18 protein-coding genes are annotated in these 23,533 nt (G+C 71.2%); 5 read left to right on the top strand and 13 right to left on the bottom strand.

Going from position 1 to position 23,533, the window contains the following annotated elements; genetic code table 11:
• Positions 1-66: 66 nt before the first annotated feature.
• The gene (locus IPJ78_07035) at positions 67-813 is read right to left on the bottom strand and encodes a tryptophan 2,3-dioxygenase (GenBank protein ID MBK7906301.1); all 747 of its coding nucleotides are present in this window, start codon (positions 811-813) and stop codon (positions 67-69) included.
• On the bottom strand, positions 810-1,532 hold the full coding sequence (gene bshB1 / locus IPJ78_07030) for a bacillithiol biosynthesis deacetylase BshB1 (GenBank protein ID MBK7906300.1): 723 nt from the start codon (positions 1,530-1,532) through the stop codon (positions 810-812). The genes IPJ78_07035 and bshB1 overlap by 4 nt, the downstream gene beginning before the upstream one ends.
• A gap of 52 nt (positions 1,533-1,584) precedes the next feature.
• Between bshB1 and IPJ78_07025 the strand changes: the two genes are divergently transcribed.
• Entirely contained in the window at positions 1,585-2,154 is a 570-nt protein-coding gene (locus tag IPJ78_07025; protein MBK7906299.1) for a GNAT family N-acetyltransferase, read from the top strand.
• 51 nt (positions 2,155-2,205) lie between these two features.
• Here IPJ78_07025 and IPJ78_07020 read toward each other — a convergent pair whose 3' ends face one another.
• Positions 2,206-2,607 (bottom strand): hypothetical protein, encoded by a 402-nt coding sequence (locus tag IPJ78_07020; GenBank protein MBK7906298.1) that lies wholly within the window; start codon positions 2,605-2,607, stop codon positions 2,206-2,208.
• 90 nt (positions 2,608-2,697) lie between these two features.
• Positions 2,698-4,194, bottom strand: a complete 1,497-nt coding sequence (locus IPJ78_07015) for a DEAD/DEAH box helicase (GenBank protein MBK7906297.1) — start codon at positions 4,192-4,194, stop codon at positions 2,698-2,700.
• 67 nt (positions 4,195-4,261) lie between these two features.
• On the opposite strand from IPJ78_07015, the gene IPJ78_07010 reads away from it, so the two are divergent.
• Together IPJ78_07010 and IPJ78_07005 are read left to right on the top strand one after the other, a co-directional pair.
• Positions 4,262-4,930 carry a nitroreductase family protein gene (locus IPJ78_07010; GenBank protein MBK7906296.1) on the top strand — a complete coding sequence of 223 codons (669 nt, stop codon included), beginning with the start codon at positions 4,262-4,264 and terminating at the stop codon, positions 4,928-4,930.
• Between the two features lie 17 nt (positions 4,931-4,947).
• Positions 4,948-5,604 carry a hypothetical protein gene (locus tag IPJ78_07005; GenBank protein MBK7906295.1) on the top strand — a complete coding sequence of 219 codons (657 nt, stop codon included), beginning with the start codon at positions 4,948-4,950 and terminating at the stop codon, positions 5,602-5,604.
• A gap of 9 nt (positions 5,605-5,613) precedes the next feature.
• Here IPJ78_07005 and IPJ78_07000 read toward each other — a convergent pair whose 3' ends face one another.
• The 9 genes from IPJ78_07000 to IPJ78_06960 form a co-directional block, all read right to left on the bottom strand.
• A complete protein-coding gene (locus tag IPJ78_07000; GenBank protein ID MBK7906294.1) occupies positions 5,614-6,867 on the bottom strand; it encodes an ABC transporter permease in 1,254 nt (417 codons plus the stop codon).
• A gap of 4 nt (positions 6,868-6,871) precedes the next feature.
• The gene (locus tag IPJ78_06995) at positions 6,872-8,113 is read right to left on the bottom strand and encodes an ABC transporter permease (protein ID MBK7906293.1); all 1,242 of its coding nucleotides are present in this window, start codon (positions 8,111-8,113) and stop codon (positions 6,872-6,874) included.
• 9 nt (positions 8,114-8,122) lie between these two features.
• On the bottom strand, positions 8,123-9,388 hold the full coding sequence (locus tag IPJ78_06990; protein MBK7906292.1) for an ABC transporter permease: 1,266 nt from the start codon (positions 9,386-9,388) through the stop codon (positions 8,123-8,125).
• A gap of 3 nt (positions 9,389-9,391) precedes the next feature.
• Positions 9,392-10,630 carry an ABC transporter permease gene (locus IPJ78_06985; protein ID MBK7906291.1) on the bottom strand — a complete coding sequence of 413 codons (1,239 nt, stop codon included), beginning with the start codon at positions 10,628-10,630 and terminating at the stop codon, positions 9,392-9,394.
• 75 nt (positions 10,631-10,705) lie between these two features.
• Complete coding sequence (locus tag IPJ78_06980) at positions 10,706-11,962, bottom strand: ABC transporter permease (GenBank protein ID MBK7906290.1); 1,257 nt, start codon at positions 11,960-11,962, stop codon at positions 10,706-10,708.
• Positions 11,963-11,967: 5 nt separating this feature from the next.
• Positions 11,968-13,212 carry an ABC transporter permease gene (locus IPJ78_06975; GenBank protein MBK7906289.1) on the bottom strand — a complete coding sequence of 415 codons (1,245 nt, stop codon included), beginning with the start codon at positions 13,210-13,212 and terminating at the stop codon, positions 11,968-11,970.
• A gap of 77 nt (positions 13,213-13,289) precedes the next feature.
• On the bottom strand, positions 13,290-13,964 hold the full coding sequence (locus tag IPJ78_06970) for an ABC transporter ATP-binding protein (GenBank protein ID MBK7906288.1): 675 nt from the start codon (positions 13,962-13,964) through the stop codon (positions 13,290-13,292).
• A 125-nt stretch (positions 13,965-14,089) separates the two neighbouring features.
• A complete protein-coding gene (locus IPJ78_06965; GenBank protein MBK7906287.1) occupies positions 14,090-15,367 on the bottom strand; it encodes an efflux RND transporter periplasmic adaptor subunit in 1,278 nt (425 codons plus the stop codon).
• 11 nt (positions 15,368-15,378) lie between these two features.
• Complete coding sequence (locus IPJ78_06960; GenBank protein MBK7906286.1) at positions 15,379-16,845, bottom strand: TolC family protein; 1,467 nt, start codon at positions 16,843-16,845, stop codon at positions 15,379-15,381.
• A gap of 905 nt (positions 16,846-17,750) precedes the next feature.
• On the opposite strand from IPJ78_06960, the gene IPJ78_06955 reads away from it, so the two are divergent.
• Both IPJ78_06955 and IPJ78_06950 read left to right on the top strand, forming a co-directional pair.
• Entirely contained in the window at positions 17,751-21,716 is a 3,966-nt protein-coding gene (locus IPJ78_06955; protein ID MBK7906285.1) for a PAS domain-containing protein, read from the top strand.
• Positions 21,717-21,732: 16 nt separating this feature from the next.
• On the top strand, positions 21,733-23,508 hold the full coding sequence (locus IPJ78_06950; GenBank protein ID MBK7906284.1) for a protein kinase: 1,776 nt from the start codon (positions 21,733-21,735) through the stop codon (positions 23,506-23,508).
• Positions 23,509-23,533: the final 25 nt, after the last annotated feature.

Below are 23,533 nucleotides of genomic sequence, written 5' to 3'. Positions count from 1 at the left end.
GCCGTGATCAGGTCGTATGGTCCTGCGTACTCCTACGCGCCGGTCGCGCGGAACGCTTCCCGGGCGTCAGCGACGCCCGTACAGCTTCGCCCGTACGGCCCACAGCTCGGGGAAGAAGCGCTGGCTCACCGTCTTGGACAGGTACTTCGCGCCGAGGGTGCCCCCGGTCCCGCCGGTGTCGGGGCCGATGATCCGCTCGACGAGCTGCACGTGCAGGAAACGCCAGCGCGCGAACCCCTGCTCGTACGCGAGGAACGACTCGGCGAGCATGAGCAGGAATCCGTGCTGCGGCTCCGTGTAGACCTGCTCGAGCGTGACCCCCTGTCGCTCGAGCAGCGAGAGGAAGAGCGCCTGCAGGGTGGGGCGTTCGAGCGCGCGCGCGACGACGGGCGGCAGCTCGCCATGCTCCTTGAGCGCGGCCATGAAATGCTCGTGGCGCAAGCCGCTCGTGGCCTCGATCGCGCGGAACTGCGCGCTCTGCGAGCCGCTCGAGCTGCCGAGGTAGCCGCGGAACTGCATGAAGCGCTGCGGCGGGAGCGTGTCGAGCGCCGAGAGCTCGTGCGCCACCAGCTCGACGAGGGTGTTGATGCGCTGCATGGTCGTGAGGGCCGCGCCGGCGTCGCCGTCGGTCAGGTGGCCGATGAGCTGGTCGAACTCGTGCAGCAGCACCTTGAACCAGAGCTCGCTCGCCTGGTGCACCACGATGAACAGCAGCTCATCGGGATGCTCGGGCTTGGACTGGGGCTGCTGGAGCCCGAGCAGCGTGTCGAGCTCGAGGTACGTCGGGTAGGAGATCTCGCGTGGCGCGTTCAAAAGGTCGATACCTCGAGCGCGAGGAGGTCATCCGCGCGCATCGTCTCGGTGGTGAAGAAGGGTTCGCCGTAGCGGCAGCGGATGAGCGAGCCGTAGTGGGCCGCGTGATGCCGGATGATGTCCTCGAGCGGCTCACCGTTCGGATAGACCTCGCCGGCCCAGGTCGCGCCGTCGAACTGCGAGGCATAGCACCGGATGGCCTCGAGCTTCGTCTCGAACTCGGCGCTGATGTCGGCGACGAAGGTCGGCTTGACGTGGTCCTCGCGGTAGCTGATGGCGTGGAGGACCTTGAGCGGGCGGTGTGGCGGCGTCGACGGGTCGAGCTTGGTGAGCCCGGCGAGGAAGCTCGCGTCCCGGATGAGTTGCGCGGCGACGCGATGGTCGGGGTGCCGTCCGCGCGGGGCGGGGGCGATCACGACCTTCGGGCGGAGCGTGCGGATCATGATCGCGAGCGCCCGGCGCGTCTCGGGCGTGTTGGTGATCCCCGCATCGGGGAGCTGGAGGTTGCCGCGGTACGCCACGCCGAGCACGTCGGCCGCCTTGGCGGCTTCGGCAGCACGCAAGTCGGCGGAGCCGCGGGTCCCCATCTCGCCCTGCGTGAGGTCGATGATGCCGGTCCGCTGACCCTTCCAGGCATGCTTCACCAGCACGCCGCCGCAGGTCAGTTCCACATCGTCGCGGTGGGCGGCGATGGCGAGGAGGTCCACGGGCGCGGTCATCCCGGGAATCTACGGCTGTCGCCGACCCCTCGCATCGCGCCAGATTCCGGTCATGACCGATCCCGGCCCCCCATACACCGGCGCGCAGCACGTCCTGCGGACGGAACGTCTCGTCCTGCGTCCTTTCACGCTCGAGGACGCCCCGGACGTGCGGCGCTACCTCGCCGACGCCGCGGTGGCGCGCAACACGCTCACGGTGCCGCATCCCTACCCGGAGGGCGCCGCGGAGGAGTTCATCGCCGCGCAGGCGCCCGCGTGGGAGGCGGGGAAACGGGTCACCTGGGCGGTCACGCGCACGCAGGACGGCGCGCTCGTCGGTGCCATCGGGCTGCAGCTCACGCGCGTCCACAAGCGCGCCGAGGTGGGCTACTGGATCGCGCGGCCCGAGTGGGGGCAGAAGTATGCGACCGAGGCCACGCGGCGCGTCGTCGCGTACGCCTTCGACGTGCTCGACCTGCATCGGGTCGAGGCACACCACTTCCTGGAGAATCCGGCGAGCGGTCGGGTGATGGAGAATGTCGGGATGGCGGCGGAGGGCGTGCATCGCGCCGTGGTCTGGCGGGATGGGTCGCCGCGCGATCTCAAGAGCTACGCGATCCTGCGGATCGATCCGCGGAAATGACGAAGGGGGCGCCCCGATCGGAGCGCCCCCTTCTTCGTTCCCGTCCGGTCCCTACTGCTTGATCGGCGGCGGCCGGCGGCCGCCACCCTGCGGCATCGCCGCCAGGTTCTTGTCGAACGTCACCTGCTGCTCGGCCGTGAGGACCGCGCGGATGTCGGTGTTCTGCTTGGTGCGCATCGCCATCATCTTCTCGCGATTGGCCGGGTCCTGCATGCCGCCGGCCTGCATCATGGCCTGCGTCGCCGTGCGAGCCGCCGCCTGGATGCTGTCGACCTTGGTCTTCTGCTCGGGCGAGAGCGTGATGTCCTTGAAGAGCATCTCGTTCATGCGGCCCGCGCCGCCACCCTGACCCATGCCGCCACCCTGGCCCATGCCACCGCCACCCTGACCGCCGCCCTGCGCCTGCGCCGTCGTGGCGACCATCACCAGCATCGCCGCTGCCAGCATCCGCATCCCGCGCATCGTGCCTCCGAAGTGTTGGTCCTTCAGCGGGCGACACCCGTCGCCGCGCCTATCCTACCTACGAAGCAGACCCGAGGTTCGTTAGCGCGGGCCGCCGCCGCTGCCACCCGGGCCGCGCCCTCGGCCGCCTCCACCTCGCCGCCGCCGCGGGCCGCCGCCGGGGCCGTTTCCGGGGCCGTTGCCTCCCCGAGGGTCTGCGGCACTTGGGCCGCGGCTCCCACCACCGGCGCTCGGCCCGCGGCTGCTGCCACCGGCACTCGGCCCGCGGCTGCTGCCACCGGCACTCGGCCCGCGGCTCCCGCCACCACCTGACCGCGGCGATTCTCCCCGCGTCGCCGCCTCGCGCCGCTCCAGCTTCGCCTTCGCCCGAGCGCGATCCTCGGCCTTCCGCGCCCTGATCGCCGCGATGCGTTCGGCCAGCGGGATCTCCAGGCGCTCCTGCGGCACATGCTTGTAGTTGAAGTCCGGCAAGGTCCGGCGCGGCAGCTTCCGCCCGATCGCCTTCTCGATCTGCCGCAGGTCGCCTTCCTCGTCCGGCGAGACGAGCGTGAACGCCTCGCCCGTCGCCTCGGCGCGCGCGGTGCGCCCCACCCGGTGGATGTAGTCCTCGGGCATGTGCGGGACGTCGAAGTTCACCACGTGTTCGAGCGCCTCCACGTCGATCCCGCGCGCCACGATGTCCGTGGCGACGAGCACCCGCACCTTGCCGCTCTTGAAGTCGCCGAGCGCCTCGGTCCGCTGGTTCTGGCTGCGGTTGCCGTGGATCTTCGCGTTCGGGATCCCGGCGTGCGTGAGGACGTCGGCGAGGCGGTTGGCCCGGTGCTTGGTGCGCGTGAAGCAGATGACGTTGCCGATGACGTTCGCGCGGAGCAGGGCGATGAAGAGGTCGGCCTTGAGCGCTTCGGACACCGGCCACAGCGCCTGCTCGATGCCGCTCGCCGGCACCGAGACGCGCTCGACGTTGATGCGCACCGGGTCCTTGAGCATCGCGCGCGAGAGCTCGACGATCGGCTTCGGCATCGTGGCGCTGAAGAAGAGCGTCTGCCGCTTGGCCGGCAGCTGCGCGAGGACGCGCTTGATGTCCGGCAGGAAGCCCATGTCGAGCATCCGGTCGGCCTCGTCGAGGATGAGCACCTCGAGCGCGCTGAAGTTCACGTAGCGGCCGGGCTGCGACATGTGGTCGAGCAGGCGGCCCGGCGTGGCGATGATGATGTCCGTCTGCGCGCGGAAGGCCGCTTCCTGCGGTCCCATCCCGACCCCGCCGAAGATGGCCGCGCCGCGGACGCGGGTGTGCTTCGCCAGCTCCGTGAGGTCGGCGTGCACCTGCGCGGCGAGCTCACGCGTGGGCGCGAGCACCAGCGCGCGGGTGGCGCGCGTCGGGGCGTCGTGCAGCCGGTGCAGCACGGGGAGCAGGAAGGCCGCCGTCTTGCCGCTGCCGGTCATCGCGCAGGCGAGGAGGTCCTTCCCCTCGCGGGCCGGCGGGATCGCGTCGCGTTGGATGTCGGTCGGCTTGGGCCAGCCGAGTTCTCGGACCGCGCGCAGGAGGGCGGGGTCCAGGCCGAGGGTGTCGAATGTCATTGGGATGGGTGTAAGCTACTCCCGTGCAGGCTCCGCTCACAGGGTTCGCCCCCTCCGGATCGCTCCCATGACGTCGCACCCGACCGAACCGCTGGCCCCGCTCCCGGAGTATCCCGACGCCGAGCGACTCGTGCGCATCCAGGAGTTCACCACCGGGATCCGACGGCGCAGGACGGTGCGCGACTTCTCCGACCGCCCCGTCGACCGCGCGATCATCGAGCAGGCCATCGTCGCGGCCGGCGGCGCGCCGAACGGCGCGAATCTCCAGCCCTGGCACTTCGTCGCCGTGCAGGACCCGGAGCTCAAGCGCGCCATCCGGCTCGCCGCCGAGGAGGAGGAACGGGAGTTCTATTCGTCCCGTGCCACCCCGGAGTGGATCGAGGACCTCGCGCCGCTCGGCACCGACGCCGACAAGCCCTTCCTCGAGCGTGCGCCGTGGCTCATCGCCATCTTCGCCGAGAAGTGGCGCCAGTTGCCGAATGGCGCGCGCCGCACCAACTACTACGTGCCGGAGTCGGTCGGCATCGCGACGGGTTTCCTCATCGCCGCGCTGCACCATGCCGGCCTCGCCACCCTCACGCACACGCCGAGCCCGATGGGATTCCTCCAGCGGATCCTCGAGCGTCCGCCGTCCGAGAAGCCGTTCCTGCTGCTCGTCGTCGGCCATCCGGCCGACGGCGCGCAGGTGCCCGTGATCGCCAAGAAGCCGCTCGACGCCATCGCCACCTTCCGCTGAGATCCCAGGAGGATCACATGTCCACGCCGCGTCGCTCGTTCCTGTCCCGCCTCGCCGCACTGCTCGCCGTTGGCAGTGCGCCCGCCACGCTCGCCGCGGCGGTCCGGCCGGAGTCGGCACCAGAGCCGGCGGCGGAGCCCGCCCCGGCCTTCTGGCCCGATGAGCGCTGGCTCGAGATGATCGCGAACCGCGAGCACAAGATCATCATCGAGGCCGGGAGCGTGGCGGACGGCCTCGGGCTCCGGCGCGCGCTGAACTTCATCGACGTCCTGAATCAGGACTACCAGATCCCCGACGGTCGTGTGGGGTGCGCGGTCGGGACGCACTCCGGTGCGCTGGTGTTCATCCTCAACGACGCGATGTGGGCCAAGCACGGGCTCGGCGCGAAGTACGGCGTCAAGGATGCGCAGGGGAACGCGGCGACGGCCAACACGTTCCGCGCCGGCGCGCCGTTCACGGTGGAGGCCCTCGCGAAGCGTGGGGTCCAGTTCCTCGCCTGCAACCGCTCGCTCATGCGGCTCGGGCGTGAGCTCGCGGGCGCCACGGGGAACGCGAACGCGACGCATGCGGAGCTCGTCGCCAATGTGCTCCCGGGCGTGGTGGTCACGCCGGCGATGATCGTCGCGGTGAGCCGCGCGGGAACGCGGGGCGTGCCGTACATGGCGGTGCCGTAAGGCACGCCATCACTCGTAGCGCAACGCCTCGATCGGATCGAGCCGCGCCGCCCGCTGCGCCGGGATCACGCCGAACACGATCCCGATCCCCACGCTCACGCCGACCGCGATGAGCGTGAGTCCCAGCGGCGGCGACGCATCGATCCCCAGCAGCGTCGTCACCAGCTCGCCGGCGCCGAGGCCGATCACGATGCCGATCACGCCGCCGATCCCGGTGAGCGTGGCCGCCTCGATGAGGAACTGCACCGCGATGTCCCCTCGCGTCGCGCCGAGCGCCTTGCGGATCCCGATCTCGCGCGTGCGGTCGGTCACCGACACCATCATGATCGCCATCACGCCGATGCCGCCCACGAGGAGCGCCACCGACGCGAGCACGATCATCACCACGAAGAAGACCCCGGTGAGCTGGTTGAAGATCTCGAGGATCTGGTCCTGCGTCACGAGGTCGAAGCTGTTGCGCTGCGAGGGGCGGAGCTTGCGATGTTCGCGGAGCGCGATCGTCACCGCCTCCTGCGCCGCGGCGACGGTGACGCCCGGGCGCGGCTTCACCGGGATCCAGAGGCCGTTGGTCTTGTCGAACTGGAACTGCGCGTCGAGCGCGCGGTAGGGGATGATCGCCCCCGTCTCCGAGCCCTGCGGCGCGAAGATGTTCTCGGGCGGCTGGTAGAGCCCCACCACCTGGAAGGGGCGGCCGCCGACGAGCACCGTCTTGTCGAGCGGGCTCACGCGGCCGAAGAGGCGTCGCGCGATGGCGTCCTGCACGACGATCACGCTCGCGCCCGAACTCACCTCGTTGCGCGTGAACCAGCGGCCCTCGCTGAGCTCGCCCCCCTGCACGACGGTGAACCCCGCATCCGCGCCGAAGATGGACGTCGGCTGCGTCCGTTCCCCCTCGAAGGAGATGCGCGCCAGCGTCTGGCCCCAGAGCGCCGCATACTGCGTCTCCGGGAGCCGGCGCACGAGTTCGGCCTCGTCCGTCGCCAGGTCGGGCCGGATGCGGATCCACGCCGGCGGGTTCTGCGGGTTCACCGGCGTGCTCGAGTACGCCTTGAGCACGTAGAAGGTGGTCGGTCCCGCGATCTCCACCGTCCGGATGATCTGCGACCGCAATCCCTCCACCAGCGAGGCCATCGTCATCACTGTCGCGACGCCGATCACCACGCCGAGGATGGTCAGCGCGGAGCGCAGCTTCGAGACGCGCAGCGTGTCCATCGCGATGCGCAGGTTCTCCTTGTACTGGTCGAGGACGCCGAGGAGCTTCACCGGCTCACTCCGACCGCATGGCGGTGATCGGGTCCAGCCGCGCCGCGCGCCGCGCCGGGTAGACGCCGAAGATCACGCCGATCCCGGCGCCCAGCGCGAGCGCCAGCCCCACCGACCACCAGCTGATCCGCGCCGGCAACGGCGACACCACCGAGATCAAGAAGGCGAACGCCCACCCGGAGAGCACGCCGATCAAGCCGCCGAGCGCCGAGAGCATGATCGTCTCGGCGAGGAACTGCCGCTCGATGTCGCGCGCGCGCGCGCCGACCGCCTTCCGGATGCCGATCTCGCGCGTGCGTTCGTTCACCGCCATGAGCATGATGTTCATGATCACGATGCCGCCCACCACGACGCCGATCGCCACGACCGCGGGGATCACCGCGAAGAGGACCGCCGTGAGCTGCTTCCAGAAGTTCACGAGCGCGTCGGCGGTCTCGACCGAGAAGTCGTTCTCCTGCGTCGGCCGCAGCCCGTGCGCGACGCGCATCGCCTCCTCGGCCCGCCCCATCATCGTCGCGACGTCCGAGCTGTCGGCCACCTTCACCGAGACCGTCGTCGTGAGACGGCGCCCGTAGCGCATCTCGAAGCGCGTGATCGGGAGCAGCGCGTAGGCGTCGAACGACTGGCCGAGCACGCGACCCTTGGTCTCGTTGACGCCGATCACCGTCATGCGCTCGCCGGCGACGCGCACCTCCTGCCCGATCGGGTCCACCGACTCGAAGAGCTTCTCCGCGACTTCCGCCCCCAGCACCACCACCGGCATCCGCTGCGTGACGTCCACGTCGGAGAGCGCACGGCCCTTCATGACGCGATAGTCCTGCACGACCTGGTAGTCCGGCGTAATCCCGAAGACCATGATCGAGCCGACCGCGCGCCCGCGCCACTGGACCTCGGTCATCGGTGTGGGCCAGCCGGACTGGCGCGAGACGGCGACGGCGTCGGGGAAGGCGGCCTTCACGGTCGCGGCATCCGCCTCCGAGATGCGCGGCCGCCGCCGGATGCGCGACATGAGCTCGTCGTCGATCATCCCCACCTGGATGGGGGTGCGGCGGACCTGGAAGGTGTTCGCGCCGACCATCGCGTCGGCGATGTTCTCCTTCACGTACGCGTTCATCCCCTGGATGATCGCCACGACCGCGACGAGGAACGCGACCGAGACGATGATCCCGAGGAGCGTGAAGAAGCTCCGCAGCGGGTTGCCACGGATCTGCGCGAAGGCGATGCCGAGGACGTCGGAGGTGCGCACCCCCGAAACCTACTCGTGCCGCAAGGCCTCGACGGGGTCGAGCTTGGACGCGCGCGTGGCAGGCAGCATCCCGAACACCACCCCGGTCAGCACGGCGCCGAGGAGGGAGAGCACCACGGCGCTGAACGGCACCGATGCCGGGACGGGCGTGGTCGACCGGATGATCCAGGCCAGTCCCGCGCCGACCAGCAGGCCGATCCCCGCGCCGAGGCTCGTCAGCGTCATCGCTTCCACGAGGAACTGCCAGAGGATCGTCCCGCGGGTCGCGCCGAGCGCCTTCCGCACCCCGATCTCCCGCGTCCGCTCGGTGACCGAGATCATCATGATCGCCACCACCCCCACGCCGCCGACCATGAGGCCGACCGCCGAGAGCCCGAGGCCGACCATGAAGATCGCGCCGAAGAGGGAGTCGAAGGTCTCCATCATCTTGTCCTGCCCGACGAGGAAGAAGCTGTTGATCTCGCGCGGCCGGAGGCCGCGCATCCCGCGCAGCGTCGCCGTCACGGCGTCCATCGCCGCGTCGCGCGGCACGTCGGGCTTCGGCTTCACCATCAGCATCATCGAACGCCGCCAGACGTCCAGCCGGCGATAGGCGGTCATCATCGGGATGATCATCCGCGGGGTGTCCGGCCCGCGGCCATCGAGCGACTTGAGGAAGCCCGCCTTCGTGTCGAAGACGCCGATCACCTGGAAGCGGGTCCCGCCGAGGTCGATCTCCTTGCCGATCGGGTCGGAGTCGCCGAAGAGGTCCTCGGCCAGCTTCTTGTTCACCAGCGTCACCTGCGCCGCTGCGTCATGTTCCGCCGCGGTGAAGGTGCGGCCAGGGAAGATGTCGGCCTGATCGGTGTAGATCCACTCGGTGCTCTGGGCGTCGTAGCCGACGCCCTTCACCACGCGGTCGAAATAGGTCACGGTGCTCGCGCCGAAGAGCCACGCCATCGCGTGGTCCACTTCGGGCAGGCGCTGGACCGCCTTCCACTCCGCGAGCGTGATCCCGGGGAAGCGGCGCTCGGGGCAGTTCTCGTTCGTCGGATTGCAGTTGTTGAAGCCGGGGTTCGAGCGGCGCACCTGGAAGGTCGACGTCCCGAACTCGTCCATGTCCTGCTGGAACGACTGGCGGATCCCGTGCACCGTCGCGCCCATCGCGACGACCACGAACACGCCGACCGCGACGCCGGAGATGGTCAGGGCGGCGCGGACCTTGTTGGCGCGCAGCGAGTCGAGGGCGATGTACGCGCCCTCGAGCGTCATGAGGAACCTATCCCAGAGGCGCATCGCTCATTCCTGCCGCAATGCGGCGATCGGGTCGAGGCGCGATGCGCGACTCGCGGGGTAGATGCCGGCGACGATCCCGACGCCCGCGCCCACCACGAGCGCGAAGACGAGGGACCAGGGCGCGACCGACGCCGGGAGCGGCGTCACGGCGGCGATGAGCATCGCCAGGCCGACGCCCAGCCCCGCGCCGATCGCCGCGCCGAGCACCGAGAGCGTCGCTGCCTCGACGAGGAACTGCGCGATGATGTCCTGCCGGCGCGCGCCGAGCGCCTTCCGGACGCCGATCTCGCGCGTGCGCTCGGCCACCGCGACGAGCATGATGTTCATGATCACGAGCGCCCCCACCACCAGCCCGATGGCCGGCAGCGCCGTCCCGAAGAGGATCAGCTTCCCCTTGAGCTCGTCGAAGAAGCTGAGCGCCGCGTCGGAGGTCTCGATCGCGAAGTTGTCCTTCTCGGCCGGCCCGAGGCGGCGGAAGCCGCGCATCGCCTCGTGCACCATCTCCATCCCGATGTCGAGCTGCGCGCGGTCGGGGGCCTGCACCGTGATCGTGCCGAAGTCGCCGCGCGGCCGGATCGCCCGGCTGAGCGGCGACGTGTAGGGCGCGATCGCCATCCGGTCCATCGAGAAGCCGAACACCGACCCTTGCTCGGCGATCACGCCGATGACCGTGTACGGCTGGCCGCCGATGCGGAGTGTGCGCCCGACCGGGTCGAGCCCGTCCCAGTAGTAGCTCGCCACCTCGGAGCCGACGACCACGACGCGCGCGCCGGTCTCCACCTCCTGGGCGGCGAAGGCACGGCCGTTGGTGATCTCGAACTTCTTGATGTCGAAGTACGACGCCTCGGTCGCGATCGCCTGCACCGACCGCGGGCGGATGCCCGGCGTGACGGCGTTGATGAACGTCTGGTTCACCACGGCGACCCGGAACCCGTCCGGCAGCGTCTCGCGCACCAGGTCGACGTCCGTCTCGTAGATCCGCGGGTTCCGGAGCGAGGCGCGCCATTCCTCCTCGGTCTGGTTCGGCGTGAAGTTCGGGCGCTGGCGGACGTCGAAGGTGTTCACGCCGATGATCTTCGCGGCGAAGTCGTTCTCGACGTAGTCGCTCATCCCTTCGACGATCGAGACGACGGCGATGAGGAACATCACGCCGATCATCACGCCGATCAGGGTGAAGAAGCTCTTGAGCTTCTGCACCCTGATGGTCTGGAGGGCGAGGCGGACGGCTTCGAAGAAGGGCAAGGCGGACGGCCGGGGAGGGGAGACGGGCGGCCGGAAAGGACCGGGCCGCCCTCGAAGGCTAACGCATCCGGGGCGTCATTCGTGCCGCAGGGCCTCGACCGGATCCAGGCGCGAGGCACGGGCCGCCGGGATCATCCCGAACAGGATCCCCGTGAAGGCGCTGGCGACCAGCGCCGCGACCGCGGCCAACGGCGGGATGCTCGCCTCGATGCTCGTGCCCGAGCGGATCGCGAGCGCCACGAGCCAGCCCAACACCAGTCCGATCACGGCCCCGATGCCGGTCAACGTGACGGCCTCGATCAGGAACTGCCAGAGGATGGTCAGCCGGGTCGCGCCGAGCGCCTTCCGCACGCCGATCTCGCGGGTCCGCTCGGTGACCGAGATCATCATGATCGCGATGACGCCGACGCCGCCGACGATCAGCCCGACCGCCGAGAGGGCGATCATCACGAGGAAGAACATCCCGAAGATCCTGTCGTAGGTCTCCATCAGCTTGTCCTGCGTGATGATGGCGAAGGTGCTCTCCTGGCTCGGCCGCAGCCCGCGGGCGCCGCGCAGGGTGGCGGTGACCTCGTCCACCATCACGTCCCGCGGGACCCCGGTGCGGGGCTTGACCACGACCCCGAGATCCGTGCGTCGCACGTTGAGCGCGCGCTGGAGCGTCGTCACCGGCATCACGCCCTTCGCCCGCTCGCCGCCCGAGAGGAAGCTCGCGTTGTCCTTGTAGACGCCGATCACCTGGAAGGCATTGCCGTTGATCGTGAGCGTCTTCCCCAGCGGGTCGGAGTCCACGAAGAGCCGCTCGGCCGCGACGGTGTTGAGCACCACCACCCGTGCCGCGCTGCGGACCTCCTGGTCGGTGAAGACGCGGCCCCCCGGCTGCATGTCGGGCGCGCCGAACATCGCCCAGTTCGCCGAGTAGCCCTCGATCGGGGCGGAGGAGAGCGCCTTGTCGCGGTACTTGAAGGCGCCCGTCCAGTCCATGCGCACCCCCACCGCGGCCGCGTTCTCGAGCCGCTCGAGGCGCGACACCTCGTCCCACGTGATGGGCGGGTTGCGCAGCCAGGTGCAGGTCTCGCCGCTGCCGTCGCACGCCTCGAACGTGATCGGGTATTGCGAGACGAAGAAGGTCGTCGGGCCGGTGCTCTCGAAGTCCTTGGCCACGCTCACGTTGATCCCGTGCACCGCGGCGGAGATCACCACGACGACGAAGACGCCCACGGCGACGCCGAGGATCGTGAGGCCCGCACGGACCTTGTTGCCGACGATGGCGTCGACCGCGATGCGGACGCCCTCGCCGAGGTTGTAGAGGCGCGAACTGAGGTTGGCCATGATGCCTACTCCTGCCGCAGCGCGACGACCGGGTCGAGCCGCGACGCGCGGCTCGCCGGATAGACGCCGGAGATGATCCCCACGCCCGCGCCGACGAGCACGCCGACGACGATCGACCAGGGGGCGACGCTCGCCGGGAGCGGCGACACCGCCGCGATCGCCTGCGAGAACCCGATGCCGAGGGCGATGCCGAGCATCGCGCCGACCGTGCTGAGCGTCGCCGACTCGACGAGGAACTGCGCGAGGATGTCGCGCCGCTTGGCCCCGAGCGCCTTCCGGATGCCGATCTCGCGGGTCCGCTCCGCGACGGCGACGAGCATGATGTTCATGATGACGATCGCGCCGACGACGAGGCCGATCGCCGGCAGCGCCACGCCCGCGATGACCAGGTAGCCCTGGATCTTGTTCCAGAACTCGAGCGCGCTCTCCGATGTCTCCATCGCGAAGTTGTCGGGCTGGCTCGGCCGGAGCCCGCGCCGCGTCCGCATGACGGCACGGACGCGTTCCTTGGCCTCGGTCAGCACCTGCTGGTTCTCGGACTGCACGACGACCGCGTCGATCATCTGCGGCTGCGGATTGAGCAGCTTGCGGATCGGCGACCGCCACGGCGCGATGACGAAGTTGTCGAATGAGATCCCGAAGGCCGAGCCGCGCGACTCGGTGATGCCGATGACGCGATAGGGCACGCCGCCGATGCGCAGCTCGCGGCCGATCGGGTCGACGCCGGGGAAGGCGCGGTCGATCATGTCGGGGCCGATGATCGCGACGTTCTCGCCCTGGCGCAGCTCCTGCGCGGTGAACTCGCGGCCGTCGGTGAGGGCGAGCTTCTTGATCGCGAACCAGTCGCCGTCCACGCCGATGGCGTTGGTCGTGCGGGGACGCGAGTAGATCGACGTCGCCGTGACGCTGTTCTCGGACTCCTGGGCCCAGCGCGTCCCCTCGGGGAGGGCCTCGACCACCGGGAGCAGGTCGCTGATGTAGAGCCGCGGGCGGCGGCGCCAGGCGTCCCACTCCGACTGGTCGACGTCGCCGATGTTGATGTTGGGCTGCCGGCGGAGCTCGAACGAGTTGATCGCGATGATCTTCCCGACGAGGTCGTCCTTCATGTAGCGACCCATCCCCTCGATGATCGAGACGACGGTGATGAGGAACATGACGCCGATGCAGACGCCCGCGAGGGTGAAGAAGCTCTTGAGCTTCTGGACCCGGATGGTGTTGAGCGCGAGCCGGACGGCTTCGAAGAGAGGCATCGATGGGGCGGGGCAGCGAAGTCCGGTCGCGCGCAGGGGCGCGGGCGGGGCCTGGGGACCAGGCCCGCCCGACGCGCCTACTTGGTCGCGAGGCCGAGCTTCTCGGTGAACTTCTCGCGCCGGTCGTCGCTCGCGATCTGGCCGTCGCGCAGCACGACCACGCGGCGCGCGTGCGCGGCGATGTCGGGTTCGTGGGTCACCATGATGACCGTCTGGCCCGTATCGGCGAGGTGCTCGAAGACGCGCATGATCTCTTCCGACGTCTGCGAGTCCAGGTTGCCCGTGGGCTCGTCGGCGAGGAGGATCGAGGGGCGGTTGACCAGCGCGCGGGCGATCGCGACGCGCTGGCGCTGGCCGCCGGAGAGCTCGTTCGGGCGGTGATGCACGCGCTGGCCGAGCTGCACGGCCTCGAGCGCCGCCATCGCGCGCTCCTTGCGCTCCGACGCCGAGATGCCGGCGTAGACGAGCGGGAGCTCGACGTTGGCGAGCGCCGTGGCGCGGGGGAGCAGGTTGAACGTCTGGAAGACGAACCCGATCTCCTTGTTGCGGACGCGCGCGAGCTCGTCGTCCTTCATGGTCGAGACGAGCTGGCCGTTGAGCCAGTACTCGCCCTCGTTCGGCGTGTCGAGGCAGCCGATGATGTTCATGAAGGTGGACTTGCCCGAGCCCGACGGGCCCATGATCGCGACGTACTCGTTGCGGCGGACCGCGAGGTCCACCCCGCGGAGCGCGCGGACGATCTCGCCGCCCATGTCGTATTCGCGCTTGAGGCCGCGGGTGACGATCACCCACTCCTTCGACGGCGCGGCGCCCGCGCTGCCGACGACGGCCTGACGCTCGGCGGTGGTGTTGAGCGGCGCTTCTTCGATGTGCTGGGTCACGGGGTCTTCGCGGCCTTGGGGTCGGCCGCCTCCTTTGGGGTCTCGCGAACGAGCTGCTGGTCCTTGAGTTCGCGGATCGCCTGATAGGTGCCGGCCACGATGCGCTCGCCGGGCTCGAGCCCGCTCAGCACCTCGAAGTACTTCTCACCTGCGATCCCCACCCTTACGGGGCGGAAGGTCACTTTGTTGTCGGCGCCCACGACGAACACGCCCTCGACGTCCCGCTTGCCCACCTGCACGGCCGGCGCGGCGACGGCGTTCGGCGCGGCGTCGGTCTGCTTCAGGGCCGAGTCCTCGCGAACGGTCAGCGCGATGATCGGGATCGCCAGCGCCTGCGCCCGGGTGTCGGTCACGATCTTCGCGGTCGACGAGAAGTCGGGGCGCGTCTCGGCCGGCGGGTTCAGGATGCGGACGGTCACCTCGTAGTCGATCGCCTGGTCGGTCGTCGACGCCGTGGCGCCCTTGACCGAGCTGTTGGAGATCTCGACCACCCGGCCGATGAACGTGGTGTCGGGGAAGGCGTCGATCTGGATGACCGCCGAGTCGCCGAGGGCGATGCGGCTGACGTCGGTCTCGTCGACCTTCACCTTCGTCTCGAGGACGCTCATGTCGCTGATGGTGAGCAGCGTCGCGGCGTCCTTGTTGAGCGTGCCCATGATCGCCGTCTCGCCGAGCTCGACGTTGAGGCGCGTCACGCGGCCGGACATCGGGGCGTAGATGGTGGTGCGGGAGAGTTGGTAGCGCGCGTCCTTCAGCGACGCGTCGGCCTGCTTCACGTTCTCCTCCGCGGCCTCCACGAGCGCCTTGTTCACCTCGAGCTGCGTCTGCGCCTGCTCGAGCTCCTGGCCGGAGACGAGCGTGGCATTCGTGCGGCGGATGCCTTCGAGCCGCTCGAGGTTGCGCTGCGCCTGCAGCAGGTTGGCGCGCGACTGCGCGAGGCTCGCCCGCGCGTTCGCGAGCGCCGCCTCGGCGCGCTGCACCTGCGCCTCGTACTGCTGCGGGTCGATCTGGAGGAGGAACTGCCCCTCGCGCACCATGTCGCCGTCCTTCACCGAGAGCCGCGTGATGCGGCCGGTGATGTCGGCGGAGAGGTCGACCTTGGTGCGCGGGATGACCTGCCCGCTGGCCGTCACCGAGGCGACCAGATCCTGCTTGGACACCTCCTCGATGCGGACCTCGGTCCCCTTGTCACCACCGGCGGCGTTCACGGCGATCATCCCGACGATGCCGATCACGGCGACCGCGGCGATCCCCCACTTCATCTTCTTGCTCATGGCTCCTCAGCTCAGCGAAGGGTGCGTCCGACGGCCGCTTCCAGCGCCGCGTACGCCCGGTGGAATTCATAGATCGCATCGATGCGGTCGGTCTCGGCGCGTTCGTACTCCCCGCGCGCCGTCGTGAGGTCCACGAAGGTGTTGGCCCCGACGCGGTACCGCTCCTCGGCCAGCTGCAGCGCCTCGCGCGCCGTCGCGGCGTTCCGGGTCTGCAGCTCGACGGCATCGAACGCCGCCTGCAGCGTGACCCGCGCCGACGTGACGTCGGCGGTCATCGCGAGCTCCTGCCGGCGCGTGTTGTACCGCGCGTCGGTCCGGCTCGCGTTGGCCTCCTGCAACCGCTGCTCGCGCCCGAACCCGTCGAACAAGGGGAGCGAGATGCCGAGCGAGAGGCTGTACGGATTGCGCGTGAACCCGAAGGGGAAGGTGTTGTTGGCGTCGCGGATGGCCGCGACGTTCACCGGCGGGATCGCGGCGCACTGCGGCGCGATGCTGCCGAGTCCCGCGCCGACGCGGAGCGAGTCGGTCGAGAGGCAGCTCGCCACCCGCGAGTCGCGGGTCGCGATCGCCTGGGCGACCGCATCGTTGTCCGTGACGTCGGTCTGGGTCTGCGCGACGCCGCCGACGGAACCGGACAGCGAGAGTGACGGCGTGTAGGCGCTGCGGGCCGACTTCACGCCGGCCTCGGCGACCCGCTCGCGCGCCTGGAAGGCCCGCAGGTTCGGGTTCGCGACCTTCGCCATCGCGAGGAGGTCGGCCACGCTCTGCGTCGGCGCGGACACCGGGAGGTCAGCGGTGAGCACGACGTCCTCGGGCATCGGGGCGCCGAGCTGCTGGAAGAGCTGGAGCCGGGCGACCGCCGCGGTGTTGCGGGCCCGGAGGGCCGCGACCTGCTGCGTCCCGAGCCCCACCTCGGCCCGCTTCACGTCGAGGGAGGTCGCCGATCCCACGCCCGCGCGGGCCTGGGCGAGTTCGAGCTGGAGCCGCTGCTGGACCACGAGCGTGTCCTGCAGGGCGGCGCGTGCCTGGGTCTGCAGCGCGAGCAGGAACTGCGCGGTCACGCCGTTCCGCAGCTGGAAGAGCGCGGCCTCGACGTCGGCATCCGCCGCATCCATGGACGCGTTGGCGCGCTTGATCTGCGCCAGCGTGTTGAGGCTGAGCTGCATGCTCCCCTGCAGGTTCCAGCTCGAGGAGACGATGTCGGAGGTCGCACCGAACGCGACGCCGCCGAAGAACTGCGGGCGGCCCTCGCGATAGCTCGCGCTGGCGCTGACGTCGGCGCTAGGGAGCAGCTGCCCGTACGCCGACCGGAGCGAGGCGGCCGCCCGCGTGCGCCCCGTGATCGACTGCAGGTAGGTCGGGTTGTTCTTCTTGGCGATCTCCAGCGCCTCGGTCAGCGTCAACGTCGGCCGGCCCGCCTGGGCCGCCACCGGCATCGCCACCACGAGGAGCAGGGTCGCCCGCCACAGCGCACGCATCAAGTCCGAATCCTGTAAAGAGGGGTTCTGGCCCCTCGTACGCCCCCGCCGGCGGCGAGGTTTCACGAGGTGCTTCCGGCGGTGCCTCGTCGCGCGTGGCCTCGAGGTCCGCCGCCGGGATCCGGACCCGGAGCAGGCGACCCTGGGCATCCACCCAGACCTCGCGCAGCACCGGACCACCGATCCCATCGCGGACGAGCCACCGTTCCGCGTCGTACACGTCGAGCCCGAAGAGGACCGAATCCGGCCCCTGCGATTCGACGACCATCGGTCGCACGACCAACCCCCGCGGGCGGAGGACCAGCTGCGGTCCGCCCCGCAGGAACCGGAGGAGGAACCAGGCGTGGTGGATCACGCCGTCGTCCGCCGCCAATACCACGTCCGGGAGCCGGAATTCGCGCCCCGACTCCCCGGCCGGACCGACCGTGCGCCCCGACCAGAGACCGCGGCGGTACTCGCCGGAGGTGCTCTCCACCCGCCGCCCCGCGACGAAGCGCTCGATCTGGAAGCGGAACGGCGATCCGGCGGAATCGGTCGACAGGACCACAGATGAACGGCCCTCGGTCCGAAGGACGTTCCCTTGAGCGATGTAGCCGCCATCGGCCACGTTGCGCCGGATCGAGAAGTCCTCGCGTCCGACCCGCTCGCCGGCGATGGAGATCGTGAAGATCCCCTCGTCGACCACCGCCACCTGGGCCGGCAGCACCGCGGCGGCGAGCAGGCAGGGAAGACCGCCGGCCAGGACGGAGACGAGACGCGGGATGCGCATGGAGGAAATGTACCCGGGTCGTGTCCTGCGGTCGCCTGTGGACCACCGCGGCGGGTATTATCCCGACGTGATGCCCGTCCCCGGTCCCTCCGAGCCCTCGTCCCGTCGACTTCGCGGTCCATGGGATACGTGGCTCGTGGCCGCATCGTTGGGCCTCCTCGTCGGCGCCCGATGGCTGCGCGAACCGTCCCCCGCAGTGGCGGCCTCCTTCGCCGCCGTGACGCTCGTGCTGCTGGTGCTCACGTGGCGCGCCCGGGCGCTGGCTTGGCGGCGTCGCGTGGCGTTCACGGCGACGTGCCTCGCCTTCGTGATCAGCGCCGGCGTGCATGAGGCGCGCCTCGCGCGGCTCGAACGGGCGCCCGATTCGGTCCGCGCCGCACTCGAGGCGGAGGCGACGACCCGGCTCGAGCAGGCCGTGCGGACCGCGGGGCTCGAGTTGACGCGCATCGCCCAGGCGGCGCTGCTGGTGCCGTCGCGCGAGGCAGGCGCGTTCGATGCGCTCGCCGCGCTCGTCGCCGGGCCGGACGACCGTTCGGTGATCGTCGCGGACTCGGGACGGCCGTTCGCGTGGGCCGGCCGCCTGCTCGTGCCGGTGGATTCGCTCCCCGGCCCGGTCGGGGTGGTCGCGACGCCCTTCCATGTGGTGATCTACGCGGTCGCGACCAAGGGCACGCAGAGCGCGATCGCCTCCGTCCTGCTCCACGCGCAGCGGCCGGCGTCGGAACTGAGCCTGCCGCTCGACCTGCGAGTCGCGAGTGCGGTCGGGGTGACGGGCTTCGCGTACGGCGGCGCGGGGGCGGCGGCCTCGGTGCCGCGGGCCGTGGTCCTCACCGTCGGCGACGAACCGATGCTCGCGGCGCGCGCGCTCGTGCCGCCGGCCGACGCGCTCGCGCATGAGGCGCGGGAGCGGGCCGTCACGCGCGGCGCGGCGATGCTCGCCGTGCTGGGCCTCCTGCTCCTCGCGGTCGCGTGGCGTCGGGACATCGGGCTGGGCGGGCGATTCGCGGTCCTCGCCGTCGCCTTCGGCGCGGTCGCGTTCGTCCCGCTCTCGAGCTTCTCGAACCGGTGGCCGCTGTTCGACCCGACCTTCTATTTCGTCGGGGCGGGTGGCCGTTTCACGGCGAACGCCGGTGCCCTCGCGATCACCAGCGGGCTGCTCCTCCTCGGACTGCTATCGGCGCTCCGCGCCGGCTTCCGTCCGCGCTCGCGGACGCAGGCACTGGCCGGCGTTCTCCTCGTCGCGACCGCGGGGCCGTTCGTCCTGCGGGACCTCGCGCGCGGGATCAACGTGCCGACGATCGGTGCGTCGCTCGGCCTCTGGCTCTCCTGGCAGGTGACGCTGTTCCTCGCCGCGGTGACGGTGCTCCTGCTCGGCGTGACCGCCGGCCGTGCCGCGCTCTCGGGGACGCGTCGCGGCATCGCCGCCTGGATCGCACCGGTCATCGCGGCCGTCGCGGCCCTCTCGACGCCGATCGTGCTCGAGGCGCCCGGGCGTCTTCCCGCGCTGCATCCCGCCCTCTGGATCCTCGCCATCGCCGCGCTCGCCTTCACCCGGCGCGCGCGCGCGATCGTCGCGTCGGTGGCCGTCGTCGCGGCCTGTGGTGCCGTCACCCTCGCCTGGTTCTCCACCGTGCGCGATCGGGTGCAACTGGCGTCGGAGGACGTGCACGGACTCTCCACACCGGACCCGACCTCCGCGGTGCTGCTGGAGCGCTATGCGGACGCGCTCGACGTCGCCACCGCGGCGCGCTCGCGCGTGGAGGTCCTCTCGCGGTTCGCGACCTCGGATCTCGCGGGAGCGGAGTTGCCCGTGGAGGTCGCCACGTGGGCCCCCGACGGCACGCCGATGGCCGAGCTGCGCGTCGGACGCGGGAGCGGCACTGCCGGGGTGAACGTCCTCGCCGACGAGGCGCGGACGCGCGGCGGCCGGATCCTCCGCGAGGTGCCGGGTGAGCCGGGCACGCACGTGGTGCTGGCGCAGCCGCATCTCGACGGCACGGTGACGACGGTCGTCCTCGCGCCACGGAGCGCGCTCGTCCCGCCGGACGCGTTCGGGGCCTTCCTCGGCTTCCCGCCGCCGCCCACCCCCGAGCCCCCCTACACGCTGCGTCTGGGCGAGTTCGCGGACCCCGGCGCGCCGGAGACGCCGCGGGGCGGGCGGTGGTGGCGCGAGGGGAACGAGCTCCACGGCGATTGGCTGCTCCCCGCGGCCGGCGGGATGCGGCGCCGCGTGCACGGGACGGTGGAACTCCGGCGCTTCGACGCGCTCGTCACCCGCGGCGCGCTGCTCGTCCTCATCGATCTCACGGTCCTCGGCGCGATCTGGCTGCTGATCGTCTCGGCCGACGGCGCGGCGTGGCGCTGGTGGCGCATGCGGCGACGCGACGTGCTGCACAGCTTCCGGGTGCGGCTGTCGGTCGCCCTCTTCGGCGCCTTCGTCGTGCCGTCCGCCCTCCTCGGCGTGTGGTCCTTCCAGCGCGTGCAGGCCGACGACCGCGAGTCGCGGGACCTGCTCGTCCGCGAGACGCTGCGCGGCGTGGCGGCCTCCACGGACTCGGTGCTGCTCGCGCAGGCGGCCGCCCGCTTCGACACGCCGCTCTTCCTCTACGCGGACGGCTTGCTCGTCGGAACGAGCGATCCGCTCCTCGATGCGCTGGCTCCCGTGGGCCGGCTCCTGCCCCCCGGCGTGGCGCGGACCCTGGCCGAGGGGGACCAGCCGACCGCTGGGCGCGAAGAGGACCTCGGGCCCGGTGCGGTGCGCCTCGGCTACCGTGCGGAGACCGACGCGTACGGGGTGCAGTGGGTGCTCGCCGCGCCGGCGCGGCTGGATGAGCGGCTCCTCGACCGCCGGCGCAACGACCTGGCGGTCTTCCTGCTGTTCGCGCTCGCGCTCGGCGGCATCGCCGCGCTCTGGGCGAGCGGGGCGGGCGCCCGACAGCTCTCGCAGCCCATCCGCGCGCTGCAGGCGAACGCGCTCGCGCTCGCGCGCGGCGCGACGCCCCCGGCGCTCGATGCCGACCCGCCGGTGGAGTTCACGCCGGTGTTCAGCGCGTTCCGCACCATGACGACCGACCTGGCCGAGAGCCGCGCGGCCCTCGAGACCGCCGAACGGCGCCTGGCGGCGACGCTCCGGAACGTCGCGAGCGGGGTGGTCGCGGTGGACGATCAGGGCCGTGTCACGTTCGCCAATCCGCGAGCCGAGTCGATCCTCGGGGCCACGCTCCCGGCCGGCATCGCGCTCGCTCCGCGCCTGGGGGCCGAGATCGACGCGCGGCTGCTCGCCTTCCTGGACGCCGCGGACGAGGAGGCCGACTTCGAGGTGGAGCGGATGGGCCGTCGCCTGCAGGTGCGCGTCGCGCGGCTCGCGGCGGGGGCGCGGCGGGCGGTCATCACCGTGGACGACGTGACCGAGGTGGCGCGCGCCGAGCGCGTGCTCGCGTGGGGCGAGATGGCTCGCCAGGTGGCGCACGAGATCAAGAACCCGCTCACGCCCATCCGGCTCGGCATGCAGCACCTCCGTCGCGCGCGGCGAGACGGACGCGTGGACTTCGACCGCGTGCTCGAGGAGAACACGGCGCGCGTGCTGGCGGAGATCGACCGTCTCGACGAGATCGCGCGGGCCTTCAGTCGATATGGCACGGCGCCGGTCGCCGATGCGCCCGCCGAGCGGACCGACGTGGCGCGCGTGGCGCGGGACGTGCTCGAGTTGGAGCGGATGGGGCAGGAGGGGATCACGTGGGAGGAGACGATCCCGGACCGCGAGGCGCTGGCGGCGGGGCGCGACCGCGAACTGCGCGAGGTGCTGCTCAACCTGCTCGAGAATGCGCGGCTCGCGCGGGCGACGCGGATCGGGCTCGTGGTGGCGGTCCACGTCGACGGGAGCGTGGAGGTCTCGGTCCGCGACGACGGGGTCGGCATCGCGCCGAACCTCTTGCCGCGCATCTTCGAGCCGCACTTCTCGACGCGGACGAGCGGGAGCGGGCTGGGCCTCGCGGTGAGCCGGCGGCTCGTCGAAGGATGGGGCGGTGCGATCACCGCCGAGAGCGAGCTCGGACGAGGGACGGTGATCCGCGTCCGGCTGGCTCCGCCCCCGTCGCACTGAGTAACTTCCGCCCGGCATGCACGATCCTGACTTGACCGGGCCGAACCGCCACTCCAGCGGGATCCCCGCCCATCTGGAAGGCTGGTTGCTCCCTCCGGATTGGCGGTGGGGGAGCAGCGGCGTGTACACGCCCTATCGTCATGCGCAGGAGATCCGGGACGCGCTCGGGCGTTCGCTTGCGCTCGTGACCGCGCCCGATCCGGCGCATCATGCCTGGCTCTTCCGCGAGGCGAGGGCGCTCGCGCATCGCAGCCACCCGATGATCCCGACGACCTACCACTTCTGGCAGATGCACGCCGGGAGCCGCCGCGGGCCGGGCTATCTGCGGCGCTGGATCACCGGCGAGACGGTGGGCGAACGCCTCAAGCGCAGCGGCGCGGAGACGGTGCCGTTCGCCCTGCGCATCATCCGGTCGGTGGGATCGGCGCTCGCGTACCTGCACGACTCCGGCAGCGTCCACGGGGCGATCGCGCCGGACAACACCTACCTCACGCCGACGGGGCGTACCTGGATGCTCGGCTGGCAGTGGGCGGTCCCGCGCGACGAGATCCCGCCCGGCGTGATGCCCGACCGGCGCTGGACGCCGCAGCCGCCCGATTGGCAGGGGGGATGGCTCCCGACCCCGGCGTCGGACCAGTGGCAGCTCGGGGCGATCGCGTTCGCCCTGCTCACCGGCGAGGTGCCGCAGGCGGGGAACATCCCCGAGATCCGCCTCGTGCGTCCGGATTGCCCGGCGACCGTCGCCGAACTCGTGGACCAGATGCTCGCGACCGCGCCGGGCGATCGCTTCAAGAGCATCGCGGGGATGCTGCGGCGCATCGAGCGCATCTCCGGCACGACCTCGCTCGCGTTCCCGGGCGCCGAGCAGGCGAGCGGCGAGCACACGGCCCTCAGCGAGGAGGACCGGCTCCGCTGGGCGACCGGCGACGACTACGAGGTGCTCGCGCCGCTCGGCGCCGGCACCTACGGCTCCGTGTGGCGCGTCCGCGACCTCTCGCTCGAGCGCGAGGTCGCGCTCAAGATGCTCCACCCCACCGTCGCGCGGAACGCGAGCGCCGTGGGACGCTTCCGGCGCGAGGCGCAGCTCGCCGCGCAGCTCCAGCATCCGGCGATCGTGCCGATCTTCGCGTGGGATTCGAAGGGCGACGTGAACTGGTACATCATGGAGCTCGAGGAGGAGGGCTCGGTGGCCGACCTCGTGAAGCGGTCGGGACCGCTCACCTTCGCCGAGATCGCCCCGCAGGTCGACGCGGTGCTCGACGGCCTCGCGGTCGCGCACGCGAACGGGATCATCCATCGCGACCTCAAGCCCGAGAACATCCTGATCGATCGGTATCGTCGCTGGCGCATCGCCGACTTCGGCATCGCGCACGCGATGGGGGCCCGCGCGGCGGGCGCGTCGGGCACCCCCGCCTTCGCCGCGCCCGAACAGTTGCTCGGCGAGGAGCAGGGGCAGGGCACGGACCTGTTCGCGGTCGGCGCGATCGTGCACTTCGTGCTCACCGGGCGCGCGCCCTTCGAGGGCGGGGACGGCCGCGCGATCCTCGCGGCGCAGCTCGCGGGCACGATCGACCTCGACGAGTTCCCCGAGGTGCTGCGCACCTGGCTCAAGCGCGCGCTCGCGGCCGATCCGCAGGACCGGTTCCACGATGCGGAGGTGATGCGCGCGTCGTGGCGTCATGTGGTGAAGGCGCTCGAGCGCGCCGAGCGGCGCGGCGGTGGTGCGCTGAACCGGGCGGTGCGGCGCGTGGCCGCCGCACTGCGCCGGCAGCCGCCGTCGTCCGCGAACTGATCGTCCCCCTGGCCCTCACCGGATC

It is taken from the genome of Gemmatimonadota bacterium, from assembly GCA_016714015.1.
Taxonomy (GTDB): Bacteria; Gemmatimonadota; Gemmatimonadetes; order Gemmatimonadales; family Gemmatimonadaceae; genus Pseudogemmatithrix.
This window is presented reverse-complemented; position numbering and strand designations above follow the sequence as displayed.